We start from the raw sequence: 20,461 nt of genomic DNA on the forward strand, positions 1-20,461 counted from the left end.
AACGGGTGAAACAGGCAGGCTGGAATCGTTGGATTCTCTCGGCGGCGCTCACCGTCTTGCTGGTAGGGGGAGGCGCCAGCGCCTCCCAGGAGGCTACGGACGCAGTGGTGATGGCAGCCGCCCTGACCGAGCACCTGCACGCCGGCCGCTTCGCCGAGGTGGAGGAGACGTTCAACGATGAGATGGAGGCCGCGCTGCCTCCGGGCGGGATGGAGGCCGTATGGCGCTCCTTGCTGGCCCAGCTGGGCGAGCTCCGCGCGACGGCGGACCCCTATGTCGCCGCGGAAGGCCCGCCGGTGGAGGTTCGCCAGCCGATCACCTTCGCCGCCGCCGTTGTGGACTTCCGCTACGTCTTCGATGCGGACGGCCGCCTGGCGGGGTTCTGGGTGGCCCCCCACGTCCCGCCCCCAGCGGACGCCGATGGGGCGAAAAGGGACGAGGCTTCGGCCGCGGCCCCGCCCTATGCGGACCCAGGCCGGTTCACCGAGGTCGAGCTCACCTTCGGAGAGCCGCCCTACGTCCTCCCGGGGACCCTCACCCTGCCCAAGGGGCCCGGGCCCTTCCCGGGCATCGTGCTGGTCCACGGATCGGGCCCCAACGACCGGGACGAGACCCTGGGCCCCAACAAGCCCTTCCGCGACCTGGCCTGGGGGCTCGCCTCCAGGGGGATTGCCGTCTTCCGGTACGAGAAGCGGACCCGGGTCCACGGAAGCCGGCTCGATCCCTCCCAGATCACCCTGGACGCTGAGGTGGTGGACGACGCTCTGGCCGCACTGGCGTTGGTGGCTTCGCGGCCCGAGATCTCCCGGGTCTTCGTCGTGGGGCACAGCCTCGGTGCCAGCCTGGCGCCGACCGTCGCCCACCGTTCGAACCAGGTAGCGGGCATTGTCCTGCTGGCGGCCATGGCCCGGCCCATCTCGGAGGTGCTTCCCGAGCAGATCCGGTACGTGGCCCAGGCGGACGGTACGATGACGCCCCAGGAGGAGGCGCAGGTGGAGGCCGTGAGCAACGCCATGGACCGGCTGGCTTCCGGTGCGTTGGAGCGTTCGGAGATGGTCCTGGGTGCCCCGGCCTCCTACTGGCAGGAGCTCGAGGCGCTGGACCCCGTCTCAGTGGCGCGGCGCATCCGAACGCCCATGCTCATCCTGCAGGGCGGGCGGGACTATCAGGTGACCGAGGCGGACTTCCGCCTGCTCCAGGAAGGCCTGGCCGGGCGAGACGGGGTGGCCTTCCACCTCTTTCCGGACCTGAACCACCTCTTCATCGCGGGCACCGGCCCCTCGACGCCGGCCGAGTACGAGCAGCCTGGCCACGTGGACGCGGGGGTGGTGGAAACGGTGGCCCGCTGGATCATGGATCCGTCGCGCGAAAGATGACCATCGCGCGCCTTCTCATGGTCAGCAGGAGCGGCCATGCTCGGTCGCGAATCCCCTTCTCCAGAGCGTCTCCGGGGCTCGAGCCACCACCGTCAGGCCGGCCCCGGCCGGACGCCAGGACTCCGGGGAGGGGGTACGATCCCATGACAGAGCGCAGCCGGCGGAGCACCCGCACCAGCGCATTCGGCGTCTCCCGCCGGGAGGGCCACGACTCGAGCGCCTTCTACGCCAGGCAGCTCTACGTTCCCGGGGAAGGCTCGAACGGAACGACAGGCCCTTCCGGGGTTGAGGAGGGCGTTCAGGGGGGCCGCCCGGCGGCGAACGGCAAGCCGGGCCGACCCCGGCGGCGCGCCCAGGAGGCTCCCGGCACCGTGGAGACGGCGCTCCCCCCTGAGGCGATCGACCGCATCTTCTGCCAGGACGCCCGCCACATGACCCAGCTCCCCGACGGCTGCGTCCACCTGATGGTCACCTCCCCGCCCTACAACGTGGGCAAGGAGTACGACCAGGATCTGTCCCTTCAGGAATACCTGGAGCTGCTGGAGGCCGTCTTTCGCGAAACCTACCGGGTGCTGGCTCCCGGGGGGCGGGCGGCGGTCAACGTGGCCAACCTGGGCCGGAAGCCGTACGTGCCCCTCCACCTCCACGTCGCGCAGGTGATGCTCCGCATCGGCTTCCTCATGCGGGGCGAGGTCATCTGGAGCAAGGCGGCCGCGCCGGGCACCTCCTGCGCCTGGGGAAGCTGGATGTCGGCCTCCAACCCCACGCTCCGGGACGTGCACGAGTACATCCTGATCTTCAGCAAGGAGCGCTTTGACCGCCCCCGCGCCCAGGGGGCACCCGGCCGCGAGAGCACCATCGAGCGGAACGACTTCCTGGAGCTGACCCAGAGCATCTGGTCCTTCAACCCCGAGTCGGCCCGCCGCGTCGGGCACCCGGCGCCCTTCCCCGTGGAGCTCCCCCGGAGGCTCATCGAGCTCTACACCTTCAAGGGCGACGTGGTGCTGGACCCCTTCGCCGGCGTGGGCTCCACCTGCGTGGCCGCTGTCCAGACCGGCCGGCGCTTCGTCGCCTACGAGATCGAGGACGAGTACGTGCGCCGGGCCGAAGCCCGCCTCCAGGCGTTCAGCCGGACGGGCCGCCTGGAGGCCGGGCCCGCCGGCAGCGCCTGGTGAGAACGGCCTGCTACAGCCCCCGCTCCGCCGGCAGCCTGTGGTTCACCCATTGGATCATGCCGCCGTCCAGGTTGTAGGCGCGGGCGAAGCCCCGGTCTCGCAGGAACTGGGTGGCCCGGGCGCTCCGCTGCCCGCTGCGGCAGACCAGGATCGTCTCCCGCTTGGGGTCCAGGGCCTGGAACCGGTCCGGCAGCAGCCCCAGGGGGATCAGGGTGACGCCGGGGATCCGCACGCTCCGGTACTCATCGGGCTGGCGCACGTCCACCCATTGCACTGCAGGGTCGCCTACCTTGACCGCGGCGGCCTCAGGATCGACGGCCCACCCCGCGTTCCGCACCTCCACCACCTCGGGGGGCTCCGGCGGTGCGAAGGAGGCGGGCGGTGCCGCCACGCGCCGTTCCGGCTGGGGAGCGGTCGAGGGCGAAGCTGCGCCGGTCGGAGCGGCGGTCGCGCGGACGGCGTGGCCGTTGACGACGACGGGCTCCACCGTGGCCCGCGGCTGGGGGACCCCGCAGAAGGCCTCGTAGTCGATCAGCTCGGTGATGGTGGGATGGTCGCCGCAGACGGGGCACTCCGGGTCGCGCCGGAAGCGGAGCTGGCGGTAGCGGCCGTCCAGGGCGTCGAAGGTGATCATACGCCCGGCCAGGCTCTGGCCGACCCCCAGGATCAGCTTCACCGTCTCCAGGGCCTGGAGCGTGCCCATGTGCCCGGCGAGGGCGCCGATGATGCCCGCCTCCGCGCAGCTGGGCACCGAGCCCGGCGGTGGGGGGCTGGGGAAGAGGCAGCGGTAGCACCCCTGCCCGGGCAGGTAGACGGTGCACTGCCCTTCGAACTTGAGGATGCTGGCATCCACCAGGGGCTTCCCCAGGAGGACGCAGGCGTCGTTCACCAGGTAGCGGGTGGGGAAGTTGTCGCAGCCGTTCACCACGATGTCGTAGGGACGCAGGATCTCCAGGGCGTTCTCGGAGGTCAGGACGTCCCGGTGCTCCACCACCCGTACGTCGGGGTTGAGGCGCTCCAGGTGCTCCCGGGCCGACTCGGTCTTGGGCCGGCCCACGTCGCCGTCGAAGTGGAGGGGCTGCCGGTGGAGGTTCGAGCGGTCCACCCGGTCGCCGTCCACGATGCCCAGGGTGCCCACGCCAGCCGCCGCAAGGTAGATGGCCGTGGGCGAGCCGAGGCCGCCGGCGCCCACTACCAGCACCTTGGCATCCAGGAGCTTCCGCTGGCCGTCCACCCCCACCTCGTCCAGGCGGATCTGGCGGTCGTAGCGGGCCACCTGGTCCGGCCGCAGGAGGGTGGCGGCGCCCCCGGCCATGGCGGGTACCAGGGCCACCTCCTCGGCACCCGACAAAGGGGTCTCGAGACCCCTGAGGCTGCGAACCTCCTCCTCGCCCACGAAGACGTTCAGGTGCTCGGGGATGCCTCCCTCGGAGGTGAGGACGTGGCCCCGTAGCTCCGGGAAGCGCTCCCCGAGCCTCTGCAGCAGCTCGCCCACCGTGGCCGCTTCCAGTGCCACCCGGGTCTCGCCCCCGGTGTGGGTCCGGAAGGGCGTGGGGATGTACACCTCGACACTCATGCGCGATCCCTCCTGGCACGTGCGTCCCCGACGGCCGTTGGGCCTGGCGAGGGAACGATCTCGATCGGCCTCTCGCTCACGGTTCCGTTCCGGAGGCGGAAGGCCCGGATCACCGGCCGGCGAGGGTTCTGCAGCGAACAAATGAGATAGTAGGCCTCCGGGTAGTAGGCCAGCCGGATGTCGGTGGAGGACGGGTAGGCGGGCGTGGCCGGGTGCGAGTGGAAGATGCCCACCAGGTCTGCGCCTTCGGCGTCCAGGGTTCGCATCACCCGGAGGATCTCTTTCTCGGGGATGGAGTAGCCCACCCGGCTTCGCTCGCCGTTGGTGGTGGGGAAGAAGCGGTCGGCGCGATCGCCGTGCCCACCCAGGATGCCGCACGACTCAAGCGGGCTCTCCGCGTAGGCGTGCTGGATCATCTGCCGGTGGACTTCCTCCGTCACCTGCATGGTTCAGACCTCCAGTACGCTGAGGTAGCGTTCGCTCAGGTCCGGGAGGATCGTGAGCAAGGTCTGGCCCGGCCGCAGCCGGCGTGCCACCTCCACCGACGCGGCGACCGCCGCACCCGACGAGATCCCGGCCAGGATGCCCTCCTCGCGGGCCAGGCGAACGGTCATGCGCAGCGCGTCCTCGTCGGTGACGGGGACTACTTCATCGTAGACCTCACGGTTGAGCACCCCGGGCACGAAGCCGGCCCCGAGCCCCTGGATCCGGGTGAGGCCCCGGGGCCCCCCCGACAAGGTGGCGGACTGGGCGGGCTCCACGGCCACGATGCGGATCCCCGGGATCTCCTGTTTCAGGATCTCGCCTGCGCCTGTGAGGGTTCCGCCCGTGCCCACCCCCGCCACGAAGACGTCCAGCTTGCCGCCCGTAGCCTCCAGGATCTCCTGGGCGGTGGTGCGCCGGTGGGCCTCGGGGTTGGCAGGGTTGTCGAACTGCATGGGCATGAAGTAGCCGCGCTTCTCCACCAGCTCGCGGGCCGCGAAGATCGAGCCCGACATCCCTTCGATGCGGGGCGTCTCCACCAGCTCAGCCCCCAGCAGGCGGAAGAGCCGGCGCCGTTCCTCGCTCATCCCCTCGGGCATGGTGAGGATCAGCCGGTACCCCTTGGCGGCGCAGACCACCGCCAGCCCCACGCCGGTGTTCCCGCTGGTCGGCTCCACCACGGTGTCGCCGGGCTTCAGCCGTCCCTCGGCCTCGGCCGCTTCGATCATGGCGCGCGCGATCCGATCCTTCACGCTTCCCCCGGGGTTCCGGCCTTCCAGTTTCGCCAGCAGGGTGGGCCCCGGGGTTCCCTCCGGCCGGGGGCCGATGCGTTGCAGGCGCACCACGGGGGTGCCGCCGATGGTGTCGAGGATGGTTGGAAAGCGGCCCGCCGAGGAGAGCGCCTGCGGCTGGCCGTGCTCGGATGGCTTCATCTGGATCGCCCGATTCTCTCTGGGGTGCGCCGGAAACCATGGCTTGAGTGTATTCTATGAATCCAGCCTGGAATGGTCAAGTATGCGGGCGCCGTTTCCCTCGAGAGACCCGTTCAGAAGACCAGAATGAGGAGGAGCAGGATCAGGAAGAGCGTGACCGCGAACCGGTCGCCCGCGGAGAGGTCGGGAGCGCCGGGGTCCTGGGGCGGGCAGCCGGGCCCTTCGCTGGGTGGGAGCGGGGGCAGGTCCAGGGGCGCCGGTGCCTCGGGCAAGGCCACAGGGTTCACCTCACCTCGATGAGCAGGATGAGGAGGAGCAGCAGGGTCAGAGGGGACCCCAGCTTGCCGCCCAGGCCGGATCCGGGACGGCCCAGCCCTCCCGTGGAACGCGCCCTCTCGGACTCGGGCTCCGCCACGGAGACGGCCCCCAGCCCGGCGTCGCCCCCCTCTCCTTCTCCGGAAGCCTGCCCGGGCTCAGGTTGCACGGGCGTGTCGCCGGCATCCGCAGGGTTTCGGCGGAGCCGCCGCACGGGGCTGGCGGGCAGCATGGTCCGCACCTCCGTGAGCTCGCCCGTCAGGCGTGAGGCGGTGCGGACGAGCCGCTCGAAGCCCTCCAGGTCAGGGTGTTTCGTGGGGTGCACGAAGGGTCTCAGCGCTGCCACCAGGTTGGCCGCTGCCTCGAAATCCATGATCGACCCCCCCGGGTCCTCTGCCTGGTCCCATTGTAGGGGCGTGCGGACGTCAGGGTTCTAGGATCCGCCTACCGGCTGGGGCGCGGCGATCGTAGCGTGCGATCGTGTCGGTGAGGGACCGTTCCAGGTCCACCCCCGACTGGTTGGCCAGCACCAGGAGCGTGAAGAGCACGTCGCCCATCTCCTGCTCCAGATCGGGGGGCTTCTCACCCGGCTTGAGCGGTTTGGCGCCGTGCTGCACGTTCAACGCCCGGGCTAGCTCACCCACCTCCTCCACCAGGCGGGCCAGGTTGGCCAGGGGCAGCCAGTAGCCTTGAGGGGTTGCCTCGATCCAGCGCGCCACCTCTTCCTGAAGACGGCGCAGGTGCATGGTTCACGACCTCCATCCGGGCGGCGGCCTAGCGGCTGAAGGCGGGCGTGTCCGCAGGCCGCAGCCGGCAACGCATCCAGGCGACGCCCGCGGATGGACTTGCTTTCCAGCTTCGCCAGGGCTACCATGGGTCTCGGGTACCAGCCACCATTCTTCCAACGATTCGGGGGTCCTCCTTGGAACCAGTTACGATTGTGCTCTTCGCCCTGGGGATCGTGGCCATCACCAAGGGAGGTGACTGGTTCGCCGATGGGGCCGTCTGGTTCGCGGCCTACAGCGGTCTCCCCAAGGTCCTGATCGGGGCGACGCTGGTCAGCATCGCCACCACCCTCCCCGAGTTCACCGTTTCCTTCATCGCCGCCTGGTCGGGGGCCACCGACACGGCGGTGGGCAACGCCGTCGGTTCCACCATCGCCAACATAGGCCTCATCCTGGCCGGTGCCGCGCTCATCCAGCCCGTCCTTGCGGAGAGCCGGGCTTTCCGGGTGAACGGGGCCCTGATGGTGCTGGCGGCAGGGCTCGTGCTCCTCATCGGCCGGGACGGCGCCCTCACCGCCGGCGACGGCGTCCTGCTCTTGGTTGCCGCCGTCGGGTACCTGGCCTACCAGGCCCGGTCCGCGGGCAAGCTGCGGCGAGCCAACCAGCAAGACCCGTCAGGCGCGGTCTCGGTTCCCGATCGCCCCTCCCGGGCCGAGCTGCCCCGTAACCTCGGCGTCTTCTTGCTCGGCGGCCTGCTCGTGGTGGGAGGAAGCCGCCTGGTGGTCTCCAACGGGGTGGCCCTGGCACGGATGCTGGGCGTCTCGGAGCTGGTCATCGCGCTCACCCTGGTCTCGGTGGGAACCTCCCTGCCTGAGCTCGTGACGGCGATCACCTCCGCCCGCAAGGGTCACTCCGACCTGTCGGCCGGGAACATCATCGGGGCCAACATCCTGGACCTCACCTGGGTGCTGGCAGGGGCCTCGCTGGTGCGGCCGCTTCCCATGGGGAGCCAGGTCCTCCGGGTGGACCTGCCCGTGAGCCTGCTCTTCATGAGCCTGATCCTCCTCGCCTTCACCAGCCGGCGGCACGTCCTCGGCCGGGGCCTGGCCGCAGGCATGCTGGGTGCGTATGGCCTCTACGTCGCCTACCTGGTGCGCACGGGGAGCCTGGGCCCCCTGAGCGGCTGAGGCGGCGCTCCCCGTCCTTCGGATAGCCCCGTAACGGTTCGGTAAACTTTGTGACGGGGGGCGGGAGGAGCCACGCCTCAGGGCGAACCATCTCCTCTAGGCCGGTTCGGTTGCCGACGCGCAGGGCGACCTGGGCCGGGAGAGATCCTCCGGCTTCCAGAGGGGGTGGTGGCATGTCCTTCGGCGTGGTGGCGTTGGCGATCGCTTTCCTGGCCATGGCCGACCAGCTGCCTCAGTACGTGAGCAACGGGCGATCCGCCCGGCGTGGCCACCTGCTGGGCGCCGCGGGGCTCCTCTTCCTCTCCCTGGCCGCACGTCCCTTCGGCCCCTGGCTCGGGTTGAGCCCCACGGGGACCATGGTCGTCGCCGCCCTGGGTACCCTCCTGGTGGGGCTGGGCCTGGTGGTGGCCTGGGTGGTGCCCGCACCTCGCTGAAAGCCCGCCTGCCAGCCGGCCCCGCAGGTACACTGGAACGGGGGGGACCCCGCGGTGAGCTTCACGCTTCTTTTCCTCTGCACCGGAAACTCGTGCCGAAGTCAGATGGCCGAGGGCTACGCCCGGCTCCTGGGCGAGAGGATCTTCGGTTCAACCCTTCGGGTGGAGAGCGCCGGGCTGGAGCCCAAGGGCCTGCACCCCAGGGCGATTCAGGTCATGGCCGAAGAAGGCATCGACATCTCGAGCCAGACCTCGGACCTGCTGCAGCCCGGGCACATCGCCCGGACGGACATGATCGTCACCCTTTGCGGCGACGCCGAGGAGCGTTGCCCGGTCACCCCGCCTTCGGTGGAGCGGAGGCACTGGCCTCTACCCGACCCTGCCCGGGCCACCGGTTCCGAGGAGCAGGTCCTCCGAACCTTCCGGTTCGTGCGCGACGAGATCCGAACCCGAGTGGCCGCCCTCCTGCAAGAGCTTCAGATGCGCCAGGACTTCCTTTCCAGCGATCCCACCCCGGAGGAATCGGGAGTGCTTGGGGCGTAACCAGCATAGGTGTGGTTCGAGAGCGACCCCGGGGCTGGGCGGGGGAACTTCAGAGGAGGGACCTGACCTGCTCAATCGCCATGCGGCCGCTGTTGCCTTCGTTCTTGTGCTCGCACTCGCGGTGGCGCCCGGCGCAGCGCTGGCTTCCCGAGGGAGCGTGGGCCTCGGCTTCGACCTGTCGCTGCTGGGAACCGTGGAGTTCCCCACCACCGTGCCGTCGCTGGATGCTCGGATCCACCTGGGCATCCGCGAGTTCGACCCGGCGTGGATCGTCACCGGTCTGGGCGGATCCTATCAGCTGGACGGCTTGATGCGCGGCAGCGGCCTCGATCCCGACCTCCACCTCTACGCCGGGGGCGGCTTCAACCTGAGCCTGCGCCCCGACGGCAGCAGCAGCCACCCCAGCCTCTACCTGCTCCTGGGCATGCGCTACGACCTGGACCGCCCCATCTTCACCTTCGTGGAGGCCACGAGCTACGCCGGTCTCGCCTTCGGGCTGGGCAAGTCCTTCTAGAGGACGGCATCCCAACCTCCGCACTGCCGGACCCCTCGCGGGCCGCCGCACCCGGGACGGCGGCCCCCGCCCGTCTTCCCGGGGTGTCCCTCAGCCCGCCTCCGCCTGTCGCTCATTCCATTCCGGTTCCGGCAAGTTCCCCGTAAGGGGCCAGGGCCTCCGCCGCCCGGGAGGAAGCGTACCAGAAGCTGGCGAACGGTCGGTCGCGGCCCTGGAGCGGTCCACGGAAGAGCAGCGGAAGATGGCCGACGACTTGGGCGACGTGCGGTCCCGGGTGGCTGCCATCGAGAAGCTCCTGCGCGAGGTCGACTGAGAGCGTCCGGAGACCGTTGGGAGGCGGCAGGGATGGATCCTTCGACGTGGAATGGAGACTCCACCGTGGACGCGGACCCACGTGGGACCGAGCCCTGGCCGTGGTATCTCTCGCTGTCGGTACCGTGGATGGGCCTCCCCACCCTTTCCCGCCCCCATCGTAGCAGAGCTGTTACGTCTTCGACACAGAACGGGAACTCGGGGTTGGCAGAATCGATGAGGGTGAGAACGATGGCGCGCTGGCTCGGCACGCTCCACCAGGGAGAGCTGAATCTCTTCGCAACCGTTCACGTTCGCTGGGCACGCCAGTGGCTCGACCGGACCATGCGGTTCGTCACCGAGCTGGCCGGACCCGTTCCGAGCGTAGCTCTCTGCTTGCTCTTCCTGGCCAATGCCAACGTGCGTTCCCCTCTGGGCTGGCGGTTGCTGGTGGCCACCGGGGGGAGCCACTTGCTGGTTCAGGTCCTCAAGCGCGTGATCCAGCGCGACCGGCCCTACCTGGTCATCGAGGGGAGCCGGGGCATCGTCGCGCCGCTTGCCGATCACTCTTTCCCCAGCGGGCACACCACCGCCGCCGTGAGCATGGCCGTGGTCCTCTCGGCGGCCCAGCCGCTCCTGACGCCTCTGCTGGGGGCCCTGGCCGCGCTGGTGGGCTTCTCCCGGACGTACCTGGGCCACCACTACCCGACGGACGTCCTCGCAGGAGCCCTGATCGGCATCCTCTTCGGAATCTGGTCGGTCGCCCTCATCGCGTGAGGAGACAGGCGCCATCCTACCAGGACGCTGGGTGAACGTGGCCGTGCACGAATGCCCTCTCCTTATGTGGCTGGCCTCACCCATGTGGAACAGTTGATCCGTCGCCTGTTTGCCGGCCGCAGGCTCGTCTCGTACACTGATCCCGAACGGTGCCGGGTCCGCCATCATGCAGACGCACCGATCCGCCGATAACCAAGCATGGATCGTCTCACCGTTGCAGAACGCGATGCTGCAGGGCGTCCGCTGCCAGGGACGCCTACGAGGAGTGAGATCCATGAAGCACACGCCTGTGGGACGGCTTACAGCACTGATCCTGTCGGTTGTCTTCGTCCTGGCGGGCGCAGGTGCGACGGCCCAGGAGTTCCCGGCCGGGCCGCAGGCCCACGCCTTCCCTCCCGGCGCTCGGGCCTACGGCATGGGGGGCGCCTTCGTTGCCGTGGCCGACGACGCCTCGGCCCTCTATTGGAACCCGGCGGCGCTGGGAGAGAGCCGTTTCGGGCTGCTGGTCTCGGCGGGTGCGCAGCAGGTCGATCGGATCCAGGACATGGTGGCGCTGGCTGAGGCCATGGAATCCGGGGGAGACCCGGGTATCGCACTTCCCGTGCAGGTTTCCCTTCCTGTTGCAGGTCTGGCCGCGCTCACACTCGGTCCCTTGGGCTTGGGGGCGCAGGTGGAGGGGTGGGCGACCGCCGACGTGAAAGAAGAGTCCATCAACAATCCAGATACCGGCGACCCGATAAAGTCTGTGCCGACCGGCACGGTGGCCTACAGCTACCTCGTCCCTGCCCGGGCGGGCCTGGGAATCCGCGTCCTGAGCCTGGGGCCGGTGGGCTCGCTCTCTCTGGGCGTGGCGGGGAGCTACTACTTCCCGGGGATGGGCGAGGCGGGGAGCTACGTCATGGAGGTAGCTGATGCGCCCCCATCGGACCCAGAGGACCCGGTCTACACCACCACCGAGACCCGCCTCACCCCCGAGGGCTACGCGGTGGCCCTGGGCCTGAAGGCCCGCCTGACCCCCTGGATCGCGGTGGGCGCGGTGGCCCATGACGTGGTGAGCACCCTGGCGTGGAGTGGCGATCAGGTGACCACCACCTACACGTACGATCCCGTCGAGGAAGGGATCAAGAGTCAAGAGACGGCTACGGAGGTGCCAACCCAGCCGGCCGCCCGCCCCATGACCTACCAGTACGGCCTCGCCATCACCCCGCCCTTCCTGGGGCTTACCGTGGCGGCGGACCTGGACTCGGAGCAGGTGGCCCACCTGGGCGCCGAGTGGCGGATCTTCGGCATCCTGGCCCTGCGGGCGGGATACGTCACGCCCCTGGCAGCGCTGACGGGCGGGGACGCCCTCCTTCCGGCCGACTACGGTGCGCCCCTGCGGGCCGGCCTCAGCCTGGGACTCCCCTTCCTCCACGTCCACGCGGGGGCGGGATTCGCGAGCGCGGACGAGCTCTCCACGGTGCAGGACGCGATGGCCGAGGTCTCGCTCCACTTCTAGTTCCAGCGGGCTCCCAGGTCTCGAGCGGCCTCTCGCCACGTCCCGTCACAGGCCCAGCGCTTCCTTGAGGCGCTGGGCCTGCCGCCGGCTCACGGGAATGCGGGTGCGGGCGGCGTCGCGCAGGACGATCTGGTAGGCACCCTTGAAGTCCGGGATCAGCTCCAGCGCGTGGGTCAGGTTCACCAGGTAGGCCCGGTGGCATCGGAAGAAGGGCCCCCGGCCCAGCCGCGCCTCCAGCTCGTTCAGGGTGTAGGAGGCCAGGTAGGTGCGCTCTGACGTGTGGATGGCGCTGTAGCCTTCGGCGGCCTGCACGTAGGCGATTTCCCCGTGATCCAGGAGGAGTGTGCGCCCTTCGTGATGGACGGGCAGCTTGGCCAGGCCCAGGGCTGGTGCGGCCCGCCGGTCCGGCTCGGGCGCCGCAGGCGAAGCCTCGCGCTCCTCGCCGGCCCCGTCCTCGGTAACGCCCGACCGATGCATCCTTCGTAGGGCCCGTGCCAGCGCCGCGGCCACCCGGCCGCGGTCCAGGGGCTTCATGATGTAGTCCACCGCGTCCACTTCGAACGCCTGGATCGCGTGGTCCGGGTAGGCGGTCACGAAGATCACCTGGGTGGCGGGGCTCAGTTCCCGCAGGTGCCGGGCGAGCTGCGTGCCCCACATGCCGGGCATGCGGACATCGGCCAGGAGCACGTCGGGCCGGGAGGCGCCCACCTTCCACAGGGCCTCCTCGGCGTCGCTCGCCTCCTCCACCGCCTCCACCAGCGGCAGCCCCTCCAGGACGTAACGTAGCTCCTGGCGGGCCGGCTCCTCATCGTCGGCGACCAAAGCTCGCAGCCGCCTCATGCCCTCACCCCCGTCCGAAGTGAGCCCCTGGGCACGGGTTCCCAGCCAGGCTCGCGGGCGGCGCTGAGTGGCAGGCGGAGCAGGACCGAGGTACCCTTGCCGGGGCGGCTCTCGATCTGGAATCGGAAGGCCTCGCCGTACAACCGGGTCAGACGCTCCTGGATGTTCCGCAGGCCCACGCCCTCTCCCTCGGTCTCCTGCCCGGGCAGGACGTCGCGGCGAGGGGCGTCCATGCCGGCCCCGTCGTCGCGCACGGCCAGCACCAGCGAACGGGTGAGGGGGTCGATGTAGGCCACCACCAGCACCTGCCCGCCCTCCCGTTTGGGCCCGACCCCGTGCCGGACCGCGTTCTCCACCAGGGGCTGCAACACAAAGGCGGGCACCTCCGCCCCCAGCACCTCGGGGTCGATGTCGTACCGCACCCGCAGGCGATCGCCGTACCGGGCCTTCTCCAGGAAGAGGTAGGTGCGCACCAGGTGGAACTCCTGGCTGAAGGGCACCAGTTGCCCCGTCTGCCGCACCCCGTAGCGGAAGAACTCGGAGAGCTTGAGGAGCAGCCGGCGCGCGGCCACGGGGTCCGTCCGGATCCGGGCCGCGATGGTGTTCAGGGTGTTGAAGAGGAAGTGGGGGTTGATCTGGGCACGCAGCGCGTTGAGCTCGGCCACGGCCAGCAGCTCTGCCTGGCGGCTCATGTCGGCCAGCTCGATCTGGAGGCTCAGGATCTGGGCCAAGCCCTCCATCTGCTCCCGCACGGCGCGCCCCGCGGAGGTGGCGGCATGCTGCACCTGCAGGGTGCCGACCGCCTGCCCGCGCGACCGCAGGGGGACAGCGTACCGCACGAGCAGACCGCTCCCCGGCACCTCCTCGGATTCGTCCGCGGGCCGCCCGGAGGCCAACACCCGCTGAGTGAGCCGATCCAGCCCCATCTGCGCGGCCTCCGCTCCCCCGGGTGGGTCCGCTCCCGAGAGCCTATCCGCACCCGGCCACGCGGCGAGCAGGCGTTCGGTGTCCGTGATGCCCACCCACGGGCAACCCGTGAGCGAGGCCAGGAGCCGTACCGTCCGGCGTGCGCCCTCCTCGGTGAAGCCAGCACGCCAGTACGGCAAGGTCTGTTCCACCAGACGCGCGGACGACGACCAGCGGGCCCCGCTGCCGCCCGCAGGCAGCCCCTCAAGGCGCGGCTCGCGCCGGCGGGCCCGGGTCACCTCTACGTAGATCAGCAGGTGGAGCACGAGCTCCACGCCGGCGAAGGCGACGCCCACGGCCACGCTCGGGCCAAAGGCGATCAGCGCCGGGAGGAAACCCGCCGCGGCGCCAGCGGCCACCCAGAAGTGGAAGGAGAGCACGCCCGTCGCCCCTTTCTGATAGTAAGCATAACTTCTCGCAACGATGGAACCTTTCCTGCCGTCGCACGCTCTTCGGGTTCAGGGCGCGCCTGGCGGGAAGTCTAGGTAAGCCGTGCCTCTAGTCATGGTGCGTGAGCCCCGCTCCTGGAACGCGAGGGCGTCGCGGAGGGTCCGGATGCCCCGCGCGTGCAGCGCGGGGATGAGGCGGAGGAAGATGCGGCCGGCCGTCACCGCGTCCCCCTGGGCCGTATGCCTGCCCGAGACGGGGATCTGGAGGTGTCCGGCGAGCTCCGCCAGGTCCAGCCCGAACCAGGCGGGCGAGAGGCCTCCCGCCAGGGCGGCCACGTCGAGAGCCGGCGCCGCCAGTTGCGGAGCCCCGGCGCGCCGGGCCACCCGGTTCAAGACCGCCAGGTCGAAGCCGATGTGGAAGCCCACCAGCACGGTCCCCTCGGGACAGCGGTCGCACAGGGGAGCCAGGACGTGGTGCGGCCCCGGAGCGCTCTCCACCAAGGCGTCGTCGATCCCGTGAACGGCCCGGGCAAGGGGAGGGATGGGGCGGCCGGGGTTCACGTAGCTCACGTACGCCTGCTCGTGCTGCGGCTCGCCGTCTGCAAAGGGGATGGCCGCCACCTCCACGGGCAGGTCGCGGCGCGCGTCGAGCCCGGTCGTCTCCGTGTCCAGGGCGACGAACCGGTCCGCCGGGAAGGGGGCGTCCCACCGTTCCTCGGGCGTAGCTCGCAGCCATCCACCCAGGCTCAGCACGGCCTCACCTCCATGAGCCGAGAATACCTCCGTCAACCGAAGAGCAGGTCCGTCGCGAAGCGGTCCCGGAGATCCTCCTGCAAGCGCCGCACCGCCCGCAAACCCTCCACCAGCGCGGCGCGCTCCGCGCGGTTGATCGACGCCAGGGCCACACGGTTGCTCGGGAGCCGCCCCTGGGCCGTGTCGTCCAGCTGCTGCCGCAGCCGGAGCCGCATGAAGACGCCGTACGCGGCGTCCAGCTCCTCCACCTGTGGCGGGGAGAACCGACCCTCGGCCGAAGCCGCCCGGAGCCTCTCCAACGTGTTCGTCTGGGTGAGCGCCAGGTCCAGCGCATGGACCCGCAGTCCGCTCACCAGCGGAAGCAGCCCCTGGAGTTTGACGTCCAGGGTCCCACGGCCGGGGCCGCGGCGGGGGACCACGATCCGGCCGAAAGGGCCTAACGGCGGGCCGAAACGTACGGCGGCCCAGGCCATGTGGCGGAGGAACGAGCGCCACTGGGCCACCTCACCGGTTACGTGCGCCCACAGCTCGGTCGCGAGGGGCGCCTCACCCCACACCGGGCGCAGGTCGAAGAAGACCGACGCGGAGAGGAGGTCGGCGTTGGTCGCGTTCCGAATCCAGTCCGAGAAGTATCCTCGCCACGACTTCATCGGCTGGCGCCAGCGGGCGTTGGTCGCCATGACCCCCGCCGGGCAGGGTGGGAAGCCGCACCGGGCCAGTCCCTCCACCGCCTTCTCCGCCAGGCGTTCGAAGTACCGCGCGGTGGCCCAGTCGGGGATGTCCGGCCGCGGTTCGTAGACGAGGGCGTTGTCCTGATCCGTCCGCAGCACCTGCTCCATGCGCCCCTCGCTCCCCAGGGCCAGCCAGCAGTAGGGGGCGGGGGGCTGGTCGTAGCCTTCCGCGGCCAGGGTGCGCTCGGTCAGGGCGAGCACCCGCCGCACCAGGGTGTCGTTGAGCTGGGCCACGATGCGGGCCACGTCCGCGGAAGCCACACCATCGTCCAGCAGGGTGCGCACCACGTTCGTTACCGCGGGCGCCAGGGCGGCCAGGGCTTCGAGGCTCTCCTGCTCTTCCATCTGCCGCTGGAGCGCCAGGGGCTGTACCTGATGGAAGGTCAGGAAGTCGTGGGTCGAAACCACCCCGACCAGCCTCGCCCTGCCGGGGGAGCCTTCCTGCCGTTCCACCACGGGGAGGTGGCGAATCCCCCGGCGGAGCATCTCGAGGAGCGCCTCCACCGCGGGTGCCTCGGGGGCCACCGTGTGCAGGGGCCGGCTCATGATGCGGGCGACCGGCAGGTCGGTCGCGAGCCCCGCCGCCACCACCTTCCCCCTCAGGTCGCGGTCGGTGACGATCCCCTCGGGAGTCCCGTCCTCCTCCACGACCACCACGGACCCGACGCCCCGGGACTGCATGAGCCGGGCAGCCTCTGCGATGCGCGTCGCCCGCGGGCAGGTCACCGGAGGGCGCCGCACCAGCTCCCGCACCGGCTGGCGGAAGGACACCGCACCACGGGCAGGCATCCGCACCCGCTCACCCTCGTCCATGGCCCTCACCTCGCCCTGCCGAGGCGCGGCGCCGCCCTCCGGCCGTCACGTGCCCGGCTGGCGCTGCAGCTCCTCACGCATTTGGAGCCAGGCCTCGCGCGCCTGTTCCACGGAACCCGCGTCCTCGATGGTGGAGATGTCGCCGGGGTCGCGGTCGAGGATCACCGCCTTGAAGACCCGTCGCATGATCTTCCCGCTCCGGGTCTTGGGGAGCATGCTGACGAAGTTCACCTCGCCGATGACGGCCACGGGGCCCAGCTCCCTCCGGACCGTCTCCACGAGCTCGCGCCGGAGCGCCTCGTTCGGATCGTGGCCGGGCCTGAGCACCACGAAGGCGGAGATCACCTCGCCCCGCACCGGGTCCGGGCGGCCGGTGACCCCGGCCTCGGCCACGGCCGGATGGCGCAGGAACGCGGTCTCCACCTCGATGGTGCCGATCCGGTGGGCGGCGATCTTGATGACCTCGTCGGCGCGGCCGCTGAACCAGAAGTAGCCGTCCTCGTCCACGTACGCCGCGTCGCTGGTGTAGTAGACGCCCGGGATGCGCTGCCAGTACTCCGCCCCGTACCGCCCCGGGTCCCCCCAGATCGTGGGCGTCAGCCCCGGGAATGGCTTGGGGAAGACCACGATGCCCCTCTCCCCGGGCTCGCAGCGCGTCCCGTCGGAGCGCCGAACCTCGGCGGAGTAGCCCGGCAGGGGGATTCCGGCCGATCCGGGCTTGATGGGGAGCATGTGAATGCCGTAGGGGTTGCCGATGACGGGCCCGCCGGTCTCCGTCTGCCACATGTGGTCGATCACCGGGACGATACCGCCGAAGACCTCCCGCTGGAACCACTCCCAGGCCGGGGCGTTGAGCACCTCGCCGGCAGAGACGACTCTTTCGACCGAACTGAGGTCGAACCTCCGGGCAGGTTCGGTCCCGTAGCGCATCAACATGCGGATAGCCGTGGGCGCCGTGAAGACGCCCGTCACCCGATGCTCCTCCAGGATGCGGTAGAAGGTCTCGGGTCCCGGGTGGTCCAGCGCGCCCTCGTGGGCGATGGTGGTGGCGCCGAAGAGGAGCGGCGCGTAGACGATGTAGCTGTGGCCCACGATCCAGCCGATGTCCGAGGTCGACCACCAGACGTCGTCGGGCCTCAGGCCGAAGCACCAGGCGCCGGCGCTGCGGATGGCCACCTGGTAGCCGCCGTGCGTGTGGACCGCGAGCTTGGGCTTGGCCGTGGTGCCCGAGGTGGCCAGGATGAAGGCGGGCTCGTTGGCCTCCATCACCTCGTAGTCGCCGGACTGGCCCTGGCCGCGGGCCAGGAACTCCTCCCAGGCCATGTCGCGCCCCGGATCGAGGTCCACGGGGGATCCACCGCGCTGGAGAACGACCACCTTCTCGAGGGGCGACTCGGGGTCGCCGGCGGCATCGGAGGCGATCCGCCAGAGGTCCACCGGGGTCCCCTTCCGCCAGGTCGCGTCGGCGGCGAGGAGCACCCGCGCCCCCGCGAGCCGGATCCGCTCCGCCAGGGCCGAGGAGCCGAACCCGGCGAAGACCACCAGGTGGATCGCGCCGATGCGTGCGCAGGCCAGCATGGCCATGATCGCCTCCGGGCCGGTGGGCATGTAGATCGCGACGCGATCGCCCCGCCGCACGCCCAGGCCCCGCAGGGCCGCCGCCACCGCCTCCACGCTGCGCTGGAGCTGCCCGTAGGTGAAAACCCGCTGCTCTCCCCGCTCGTTCAGGGCGATGAGGGCCGCGTGTCCGGCCCGTCCGTTCCGGACGTGATGGTCGAGGGCGTTGTAGGCCAGGTTCGTCTGCCCGCCGGTGAACCACCGGAAGCCCGGTGGATCCCAGGCGAAGACCTCGTCCCACCGGCGGAACCAGGGCAGCTCCGCGGCGGCCCGGGCCCAGTAACCCTCCCAGTCGTCGTCGGCCTCCCTCAACCGGCGCCTTACCACCGGGTTGACCAGATCGATGCGCTCGGGTGCCTCCATCGCCACTCAGCTCACCCTCCCTCCAGCCGATGGCTCACCCCTCCTTCGGCAAGGGCCTGCCGCCATCACCCGCCGCCCGACGCCGTGCGGCTTCGGGACCGGAACGGGGCATGGCGGGGCCGGGAGGGACCTCCCGCCCCGCCGCGACCCACACCCGGCGCGCTCACCCGGCCCCTCCGAAGAAGACCAGCATGAACGCGACGACGAAGACGATGGAGCCGATCAGCCAGTAATCCTCGCGTTTCACGGAACCGCAACCTCCCTTTCCGACTCGAAGCCGACTCCGTCAGCTGCGGGTGACCGCCACCCCGACAGTCGCCTCGGGCGCCACCTCGTGCACGACGTAGCGCGTCTCCTTCTCGGCGCGTGCGATCTGCTCGTCGGTGGTGAGCGAGAGGCCCGCCTTGAAGGTGAGGGCCCACATCATCGCGATGCCGACGAGCCACCAGGCGATCTGCCACGACCAGAGCGGCGGGAAGCCCAGGAAGGAGAAGGCGTTGTTGCCCAGCACCGCCCCCGGCCCGATGGCGAAGATGTACCAGACCGGTACCACGACCCACATTGCCTTCCGCCACTTCTTCTGCGACTCGGTGGGGCCGTCGACGGAGTCGAGCCACTCGCGAACCTCCCTCCGCCGGGCGATGGACTCCTCCGACTCCTTCCCCAGCAGGCTGGCCAGCAGCCCGACGACGATGGCAATGCCCAGGCCCCAGCCGGCCGAGTGGATGGTGAGCGGGTACTTCCAGCCGGGCACGAGGATGTCGGTGAGGAAGACCGCTGCGATCCCGGCGATCAGCCCCAGCACGGTGCCGAGTCCCGTCACCCGCAGACCGTAGACCACGCCCAGGAGGGGCAGGTACATGAGGGTGCCAAAGGCGGTGGCCAGGCCGCCAAGCATCACCAGCGCCGACTGGTTGGTCACGGCGATGACGAAAGCGACGACGACGATGATCACGGCGAAGACGCGGGCCGTCCAGATCTGCTCCCGGTGGCCGGCGTTGGGGCGGATGTAGCGGAAGTAAACGTCCCGGCTGAGGATCGTGGAGCCCGTGCCAATGTAGGGCGAGGCCGTGGACTGCATCGCCGCCAGCGCGCCGATGGTGACGAACGCCAGGGCGATGGGCGGCAGGTACCGTGTCATGAGTGCAGGCACCAGGTCCGCGTCGGTCCGGATCCCCAGGACGTCGGCCCCCACCAGCCGGCCGCCCATCCCCTGGATGGCGGTGAAGAAGAAGAGCGCGAAGCCCACCACGAAGGTGGAGGCGAAGGTCTGCTGCCAGGGGAACGGCCGGGGGTTCTTGTTGGAGAAGGACCACATGGTGAAGGCGGGGGACGACTGGATGCCCATCAATGAGAACATGTAGGTGAGGATCATGGTGCCCGTCCAGATCTGCTCACCCGCCGTGACCTTCATCACCGCGGGGATCTGCAGGTACCGGGCTTCCACGGTCCTCAGCTGGCTGCTGAAGACCGCCCAGCCGCCGAGCGCGTCGAGTACGAAGGCTCCCAGGGTGATGATGCCGGCCACCAGGAGGATCGCCTGAAGCGCGTCGACGGCGGCGATGCTCCGGAGACCGCCGGCGGCCACGTAGAAGACGACGATGGCGGCCAGGAGCATGGCGCCCTCCATCACGGGGATGCCGGTCACCCAGTGGAAGAGGGAGCCCGACGCCAGGAGCTGCACCGCCGAGTAGAACGCGCTGTAGAGGAAGGCGACGACCACCACCAGCACCCGCATGGCCTCGGTGCCGTAGTAGTAGGAGTACATGTCGCCCGGGGTGATGAACCCGTAACGCTTTCCCAGGAGCCACTGGCGCTTGGCGAAGAAGGCGCCGGTGATGGGGATGGTCAGCACGTAGAAGGAGGCGAAGGCATACGCCATGCCGTCCTTCCAGATCAGGCCGGGATGGCCCACGAAGGTCCACCCGCTGAACGAGGTGGCGGTGGCGGCCAGGATGAAGATCCACATGGGCAGCTGGCGCCCGGCGATCATGTAACCGCTTGCGGTCTTGGCCTGGAGGGCGCCCTTGATGCCCCAGTAGATGCAGTAGAGCCAGTACGCGCCCACGAAGGTCCAAACCCACGCTTGAGGGGTCACCATCGATTCACTCCCTTCTTGATCTCTGCCACCTTTTGTCGAGAGCATAGACCAAGGCGTGAATT

20 protein-coding genes are annotated in these 20,461 nt (G+C 70.2%); 8 read left to right on the forward strand and 12 right to left on the reverse strand.

Going from position 1 to position 20,461, the window contains the following annotated elements:
- Nucleotides 1–5: 5 nt before the first annotated feature.
- Nucleotides 6–1,376, forward strand: coding sequence for an alpha/beta hydrolase (locus tag LIP_RS00265; protein WP_144440244.1), 1,371 nt, complete (start codon nucleotides 6–8; stop codon nucleotides 1,374–1,376).
- Between the two features lie 143 nt (nucleotides 1,377–1,519).
- Nucleotides 1,520–2,551 carry a DNA-methyltransferase gene (locus LIP_RS00270; RefSeq protein WP_068132772.1) on the forward strand — a complete coding sequence of 344 codons (1,032 nt, stop codon included), beginning with the start codon at nucleotides 1,520–1,522 and terminating at the stop codon, nucleotides 2,549–2,551.
- A gap of 10 nt (nucleotides 2,552–2,561) precedes the next feature.
- Here LIP_RS00270 and moeB read toward each other — a convergent pair whose 3' ends face one another.
- The 6 genes from moeB to LIP_RS00295 form a co-directional block, all read right to left on the reverse strand.
- The gene (moeB, locus tag LIP_RS00275) at nucleotides 2,562–4,127 is read right to left on the reverse strand and encodes a molybdopterin-synthase adenylyltransferase MoeB (protein ID WP_068132776.1); all 1,566 of its coding nucleotides are present in this window, start codon (nucleotides 4,125–4,127) and stop codon (nucleotides 2,562–2,564) included.
- A complete protein-coding gene (locus tag LIP_RS00280; RefSeq protein WP_068132779.1) occupies nucleotides 4,124–4,573 on the reverse strand; it encodes a Mov34/MPN/PAD-1 family protein in 450 nt (149 codons plus the stop codon). The genes moeB and LIP_RS00280 overlap by 4 nt, the downstream gene beginning before the upstream one ends.
- A gap of 3 nt (nucleotides 4,574–4,576) precedes the next feature.
- The gene (cysK, locus tag LIP_RS00285) at nucleotides 4,577–5,542 is read right to left on the reverse strand and encodes a cysteine synthase A (protein WP_068132782.1); all 966 of its coding nucleotides are present in this window, start codon (nucleotides 5,540–5,542) and stop codon (nucleotides 4,577–4,579) included.
- 113 nt (nucleotides 5,543–5,655) lie between these two features.
- On the reverse strand, nucleotides 5,656–5,820 hold the full coding sequence (locus tag LIP_RS18725) for a hypothetical protein (RefSeq protein ID WP_158509500.1): 165 nt from the start codon (nucleotides 5,818–5,820) through the stop codon (nucleotides 5,656–5,658).
- A gap of 5 nt (nucleotides 5,821–5,825) precedes the next feature.
- Nucleotides 5,826–6,230, reverse strand: a complete 405-nt coding sequence (locus LIP_RS00290) for a hypothetical protein (protein WP_068132785.1) — start codon at nucleotides 6,228–6,230, stop codon at nucleotides 5,826–5,828.
- Nucleotides 6,231–6,282: 52 nt separating this feature from the next.
- Entirely contained in the window at nucleotides 6,283–6,603 is a 321-nt protein-coding gene (locus tag LIP_RS00295; protein ID WP_068132787.1) for a nucleotide pyrophosphohydrolase, read from the reverse strand.
- Nucleotides 6,604–6,779: 176 nt separating this feature from the next.
- Between LIP_RS00295 and LIP_RS00300 the strand changes: the two genes are divergently transcribed.
- The 6 genes from LIP_RS00300 to LIP_RS00325 all read left to right on the forward strand — a co-directional run bounded on the left by LIP_RS00300 (nucleotide 6,780) and on the right by LIP_RS00325 (nucleotide 11,826).
- Nucleotides 6,780–7,769 (forward strand): calcium/sodium antiporter, encoded by a 990-nt coding sequence (locus LIP_RS00300; protein ID WP_158509501.1) that lies wholly within the window; start codon nucleotides 6,780–6,782, stop codon nucleotides 7,767–7,769.
- A 173-nt stretch (nucleotides 7,770–7,942) separates the two neighbouring features.
- Nucleotides 7,943–8,203, forward strand: coding sequence for a hypothetical protein (locus tag LIP_RS00305; protein ID WP_068132793.1), 261 nt, complete (start codon nucleotides 7,943–7,945; stop codon nucleotides 8,201–8,203).
- A 54-nt stretch (nucleotides 8,204–8,257) separates the two neighbouring features.
- Nucleotides 8,258–8,746 carry an arsenate reductase ArsC gene (locus LIP_RS00310; RefSeq protein WP_231699330.1) on the forward strand — a complete coding sequence of 163 codons (489 nt, stop codon included), beginning with the start codon at nucleotides 8,258–8,260 and terminating at the stop codon, nucleotides 8,744–8,746.
- Between the two features lie 157 nt (nucleotides 8,747–8,903).
- Entirely contained in the window at nucleotides 8,904–9,260 is a 357-nt protein-coding gene (locus LIP_RS00315) for a hypothetical protein (RefSeq protein ID WP_068132794.1), read from the forward strand.
- Between the two features lie 543 nt (nucleotides 9,261–9,803).
- Nucleotides 9,804–10,328, forward strand: coding sequence for a phosphatase PAP2 family protein (locus LIP_RS00320; RefSeq protein ID WP_068132797.1), 525 nt, complete (start codon nucleotides 9,804–9,806; stop codon nucleotides 10,326–10,328).
- A gap of 274 nt (nucleotides 10,329–10,602) precedes the next feature.
- Nucleotides 10,603–11,826, forward strand: coding sequence for a hypothetical protein (locus LIP_RS00325; protein WP_068132800.1), 1,224 nt, complete (start codon nucleotides 10,603–10,605; stop codon nucleotides 11,824–11,826).
- Nucleotides 11,827–11,871: 45 nt separating this feature from the next.
- On the opposite strand, the gene LIP_RS00330 is transcribed toward LIP_RS00325, so the two are convergent.
- From LIP_RS00330 to LIP_RS00355, 6 genes are all read right to left on the reverse strand, one after another.
- Complete coding sequence (locus tag LIP_RS00330) at nucleotides 11,872–12,666, reverse strand: LytR/AlgR family response regulator transcription factor (RefSeq protein ID WP_082725650.1); 795 nt, start codon at nucleotides 12,664–12,666, stop codon at nucleotides 11,872–11,874.
- Nucleotides 12,663–14,012 (reverse strand): histidine kinase, encoded by a 1,350-nt coding sequence (locus LIP_RS00335; RefSeq protein ID WP_068132806.1) that lies wholly within the window; start codon nucleotides 14,010–14,012, stop codon nucleotides 12,663–12,665. The genes LIP_RS00330 and LIP_RS00335 overlap by 4 nt, the downstream gene beginning before the upstream one ends.
- A 78-nt stretch (nucleotides 14,013–14,090) precedes the next feature.
- The gene (locus tag LIP_RS00340; RefSeq protein WP_068132808.1) at nucleotides 14,091–14,774 is read right to left on the reverse strand and encodes a 3'-5' exonuclease; all 684 of its coding nucleotides are present in this window, start codon (nucleotides 14,772–14,774) and stop codon (nucleotides 14,091–14,093) included.
- A 32-nt stretch (nucleotides 14,775–14,806) separates the two neighbouring features.
- Nucleotides 14,807–16,318: a DUF294 nucleotidyltransferase-like domain-containing protein gene (locus LIP_RS00345; RefSeq protein WP_068132811.1), complete on the reverse strand. Its 1,512-nt coding sequence runs from the start codon at nucleotides 16,316–16,318 to the stop codon at nucleotides 14,807–14,809.
- A gap of 45 nt (nucleotides 16,319–16,363) precedes the next feature.
- Nucleotides 16,364–18,298, reverse strand: coding sequence for an acetate--CoA ligase (locus LIP_RS00350; RefSeq protein ID WP_068141241.1), 1,935 nt, complete (start codon nucleotides 18,296–18,298; stop codon nucleotides 16,364–16,366).
- Between the two features lie 286 nt (nucleotides 18,299–18,584).
- Entirely contained in the window at nucleotides 18,585–20,399 is a 1,815-nt protein-coding gene (locus LIP_RS00355; RefSeq protein ID WP_068132814.1) for a sodium:solute symporter family protein, read from the reverse strand.
- Nucleotides 20,400–20,461 lie beyond the last annotated feature (62 nt).

It is taken from the genome of Limnochorda pilosa (assembly GCF_001544015.1).
Taxonomy (GTDB): domain Bacteria; phylum Bacillota; class Limnochordia; order Limnochordales; family Limnochordaceae; genus Limnochorda; species Limnochorda pilosa.

What these genes read in the sequence shown, in the direction of transcription:
- LIP_RS00270 (WP_068132772.1), top strand. Translation starts at nt 1,520, where the DNA reads ATGACAGAGCGCAGCCGGCGGAGCACCCGCACCAGCGCATTCGGCGTC.
- moeB (WP_068132776.1), bottom strand. Translation starts at nt 4,127, where the DNA reads ATGAGTGTCGAGGTGTACATCCCCACGCCCTTCCGGACCCACACCGGG.
- LIP_RS00280 (WP_068132779.1), bottom strand. Translation starts at nt 4,573, where the DNA reads ATGCAGGTGACGGAGGAAGTCCACCGGCAGATGATCCAGCACGCCTAC.
- cysK (WP_068132782.1), bottom strand. Translation starts at nt 5,542, where the DNA reads ATGAAGCCATCCGAGCACGGCCAGCCGCAGGCGCTCTCCTCGGCGGGC.
- LIP_RS00290 (WP_068132785.1), bottom strand. Translation starts at nt 6,230, where the DNA reads ATGGATTTCGAGGCAGCGGCCAACCTGGTGGCAGCGCTGAGACCCTTC.
- LIP_RS00295 (WP_068132787.1), bottom strand. Translation starts at nt 6,603, where the DNA reads ATGCACCTGCGCCGTCTTCAGGAAGAGGTGGCGCGCTGGATCGAGGCA.
- LIP_RS00305 (WP_068132793.1), top strand. Translation starts at nt 7,943, where the DNA reads ATGTCCTTCGGCGTGGTGGCGTTGGCGATCGCTTTCCTGGCCATGGCC.
- LIP_RS00320 (WP_068132797.1), top strand. Translation starts at nt 9,804, where the DNA reads ATGGCGCGCTGGCTCGGCACGCTCCACCAGGGAGAGCTGAATCTCTTC.
- LIP_RS00325 (WP_068132800.1), top strand. Translation starts at nt 10,603, where the DNA reads ATGAAGCACACGCCTGTGGGACGGCTTACAGCACTGATCCTGTCGGTT.
- LIP_RS00330 (WP_082725650.1), bottom strand. Translation starts at nt 12,666, where the DNA reads ATGAGGCGGCTGCGAGCTTTGGTCGCCGACGATGAGGAGCCGGCCCGC.
- LIP_RS00345 (WP_068132811.1), bottom strand. Translation starts at nt 16,318, where the DNA reads ATGGACGAGGGTGAGCGGGTGCGGATGCCTGCCCGTGGTGCGGTGTCC.
- LIP_RS00350 (WP_068141241.1), bottom strand. Translation starts at nt 18,298, where the DNA reads ATGGAGGCACCCGAGCGCATCGATCTGGTCAACCCGGTGGTAAGGCGC.
- LIP_RS00355 (WP_068132814.1), bottom strand. Translation starts at nt 20,399, where the DNA reads ATGGTGACCCCTCAAGCGTGGGTTTGGACCTTCGTGGGCGCGTACTGG.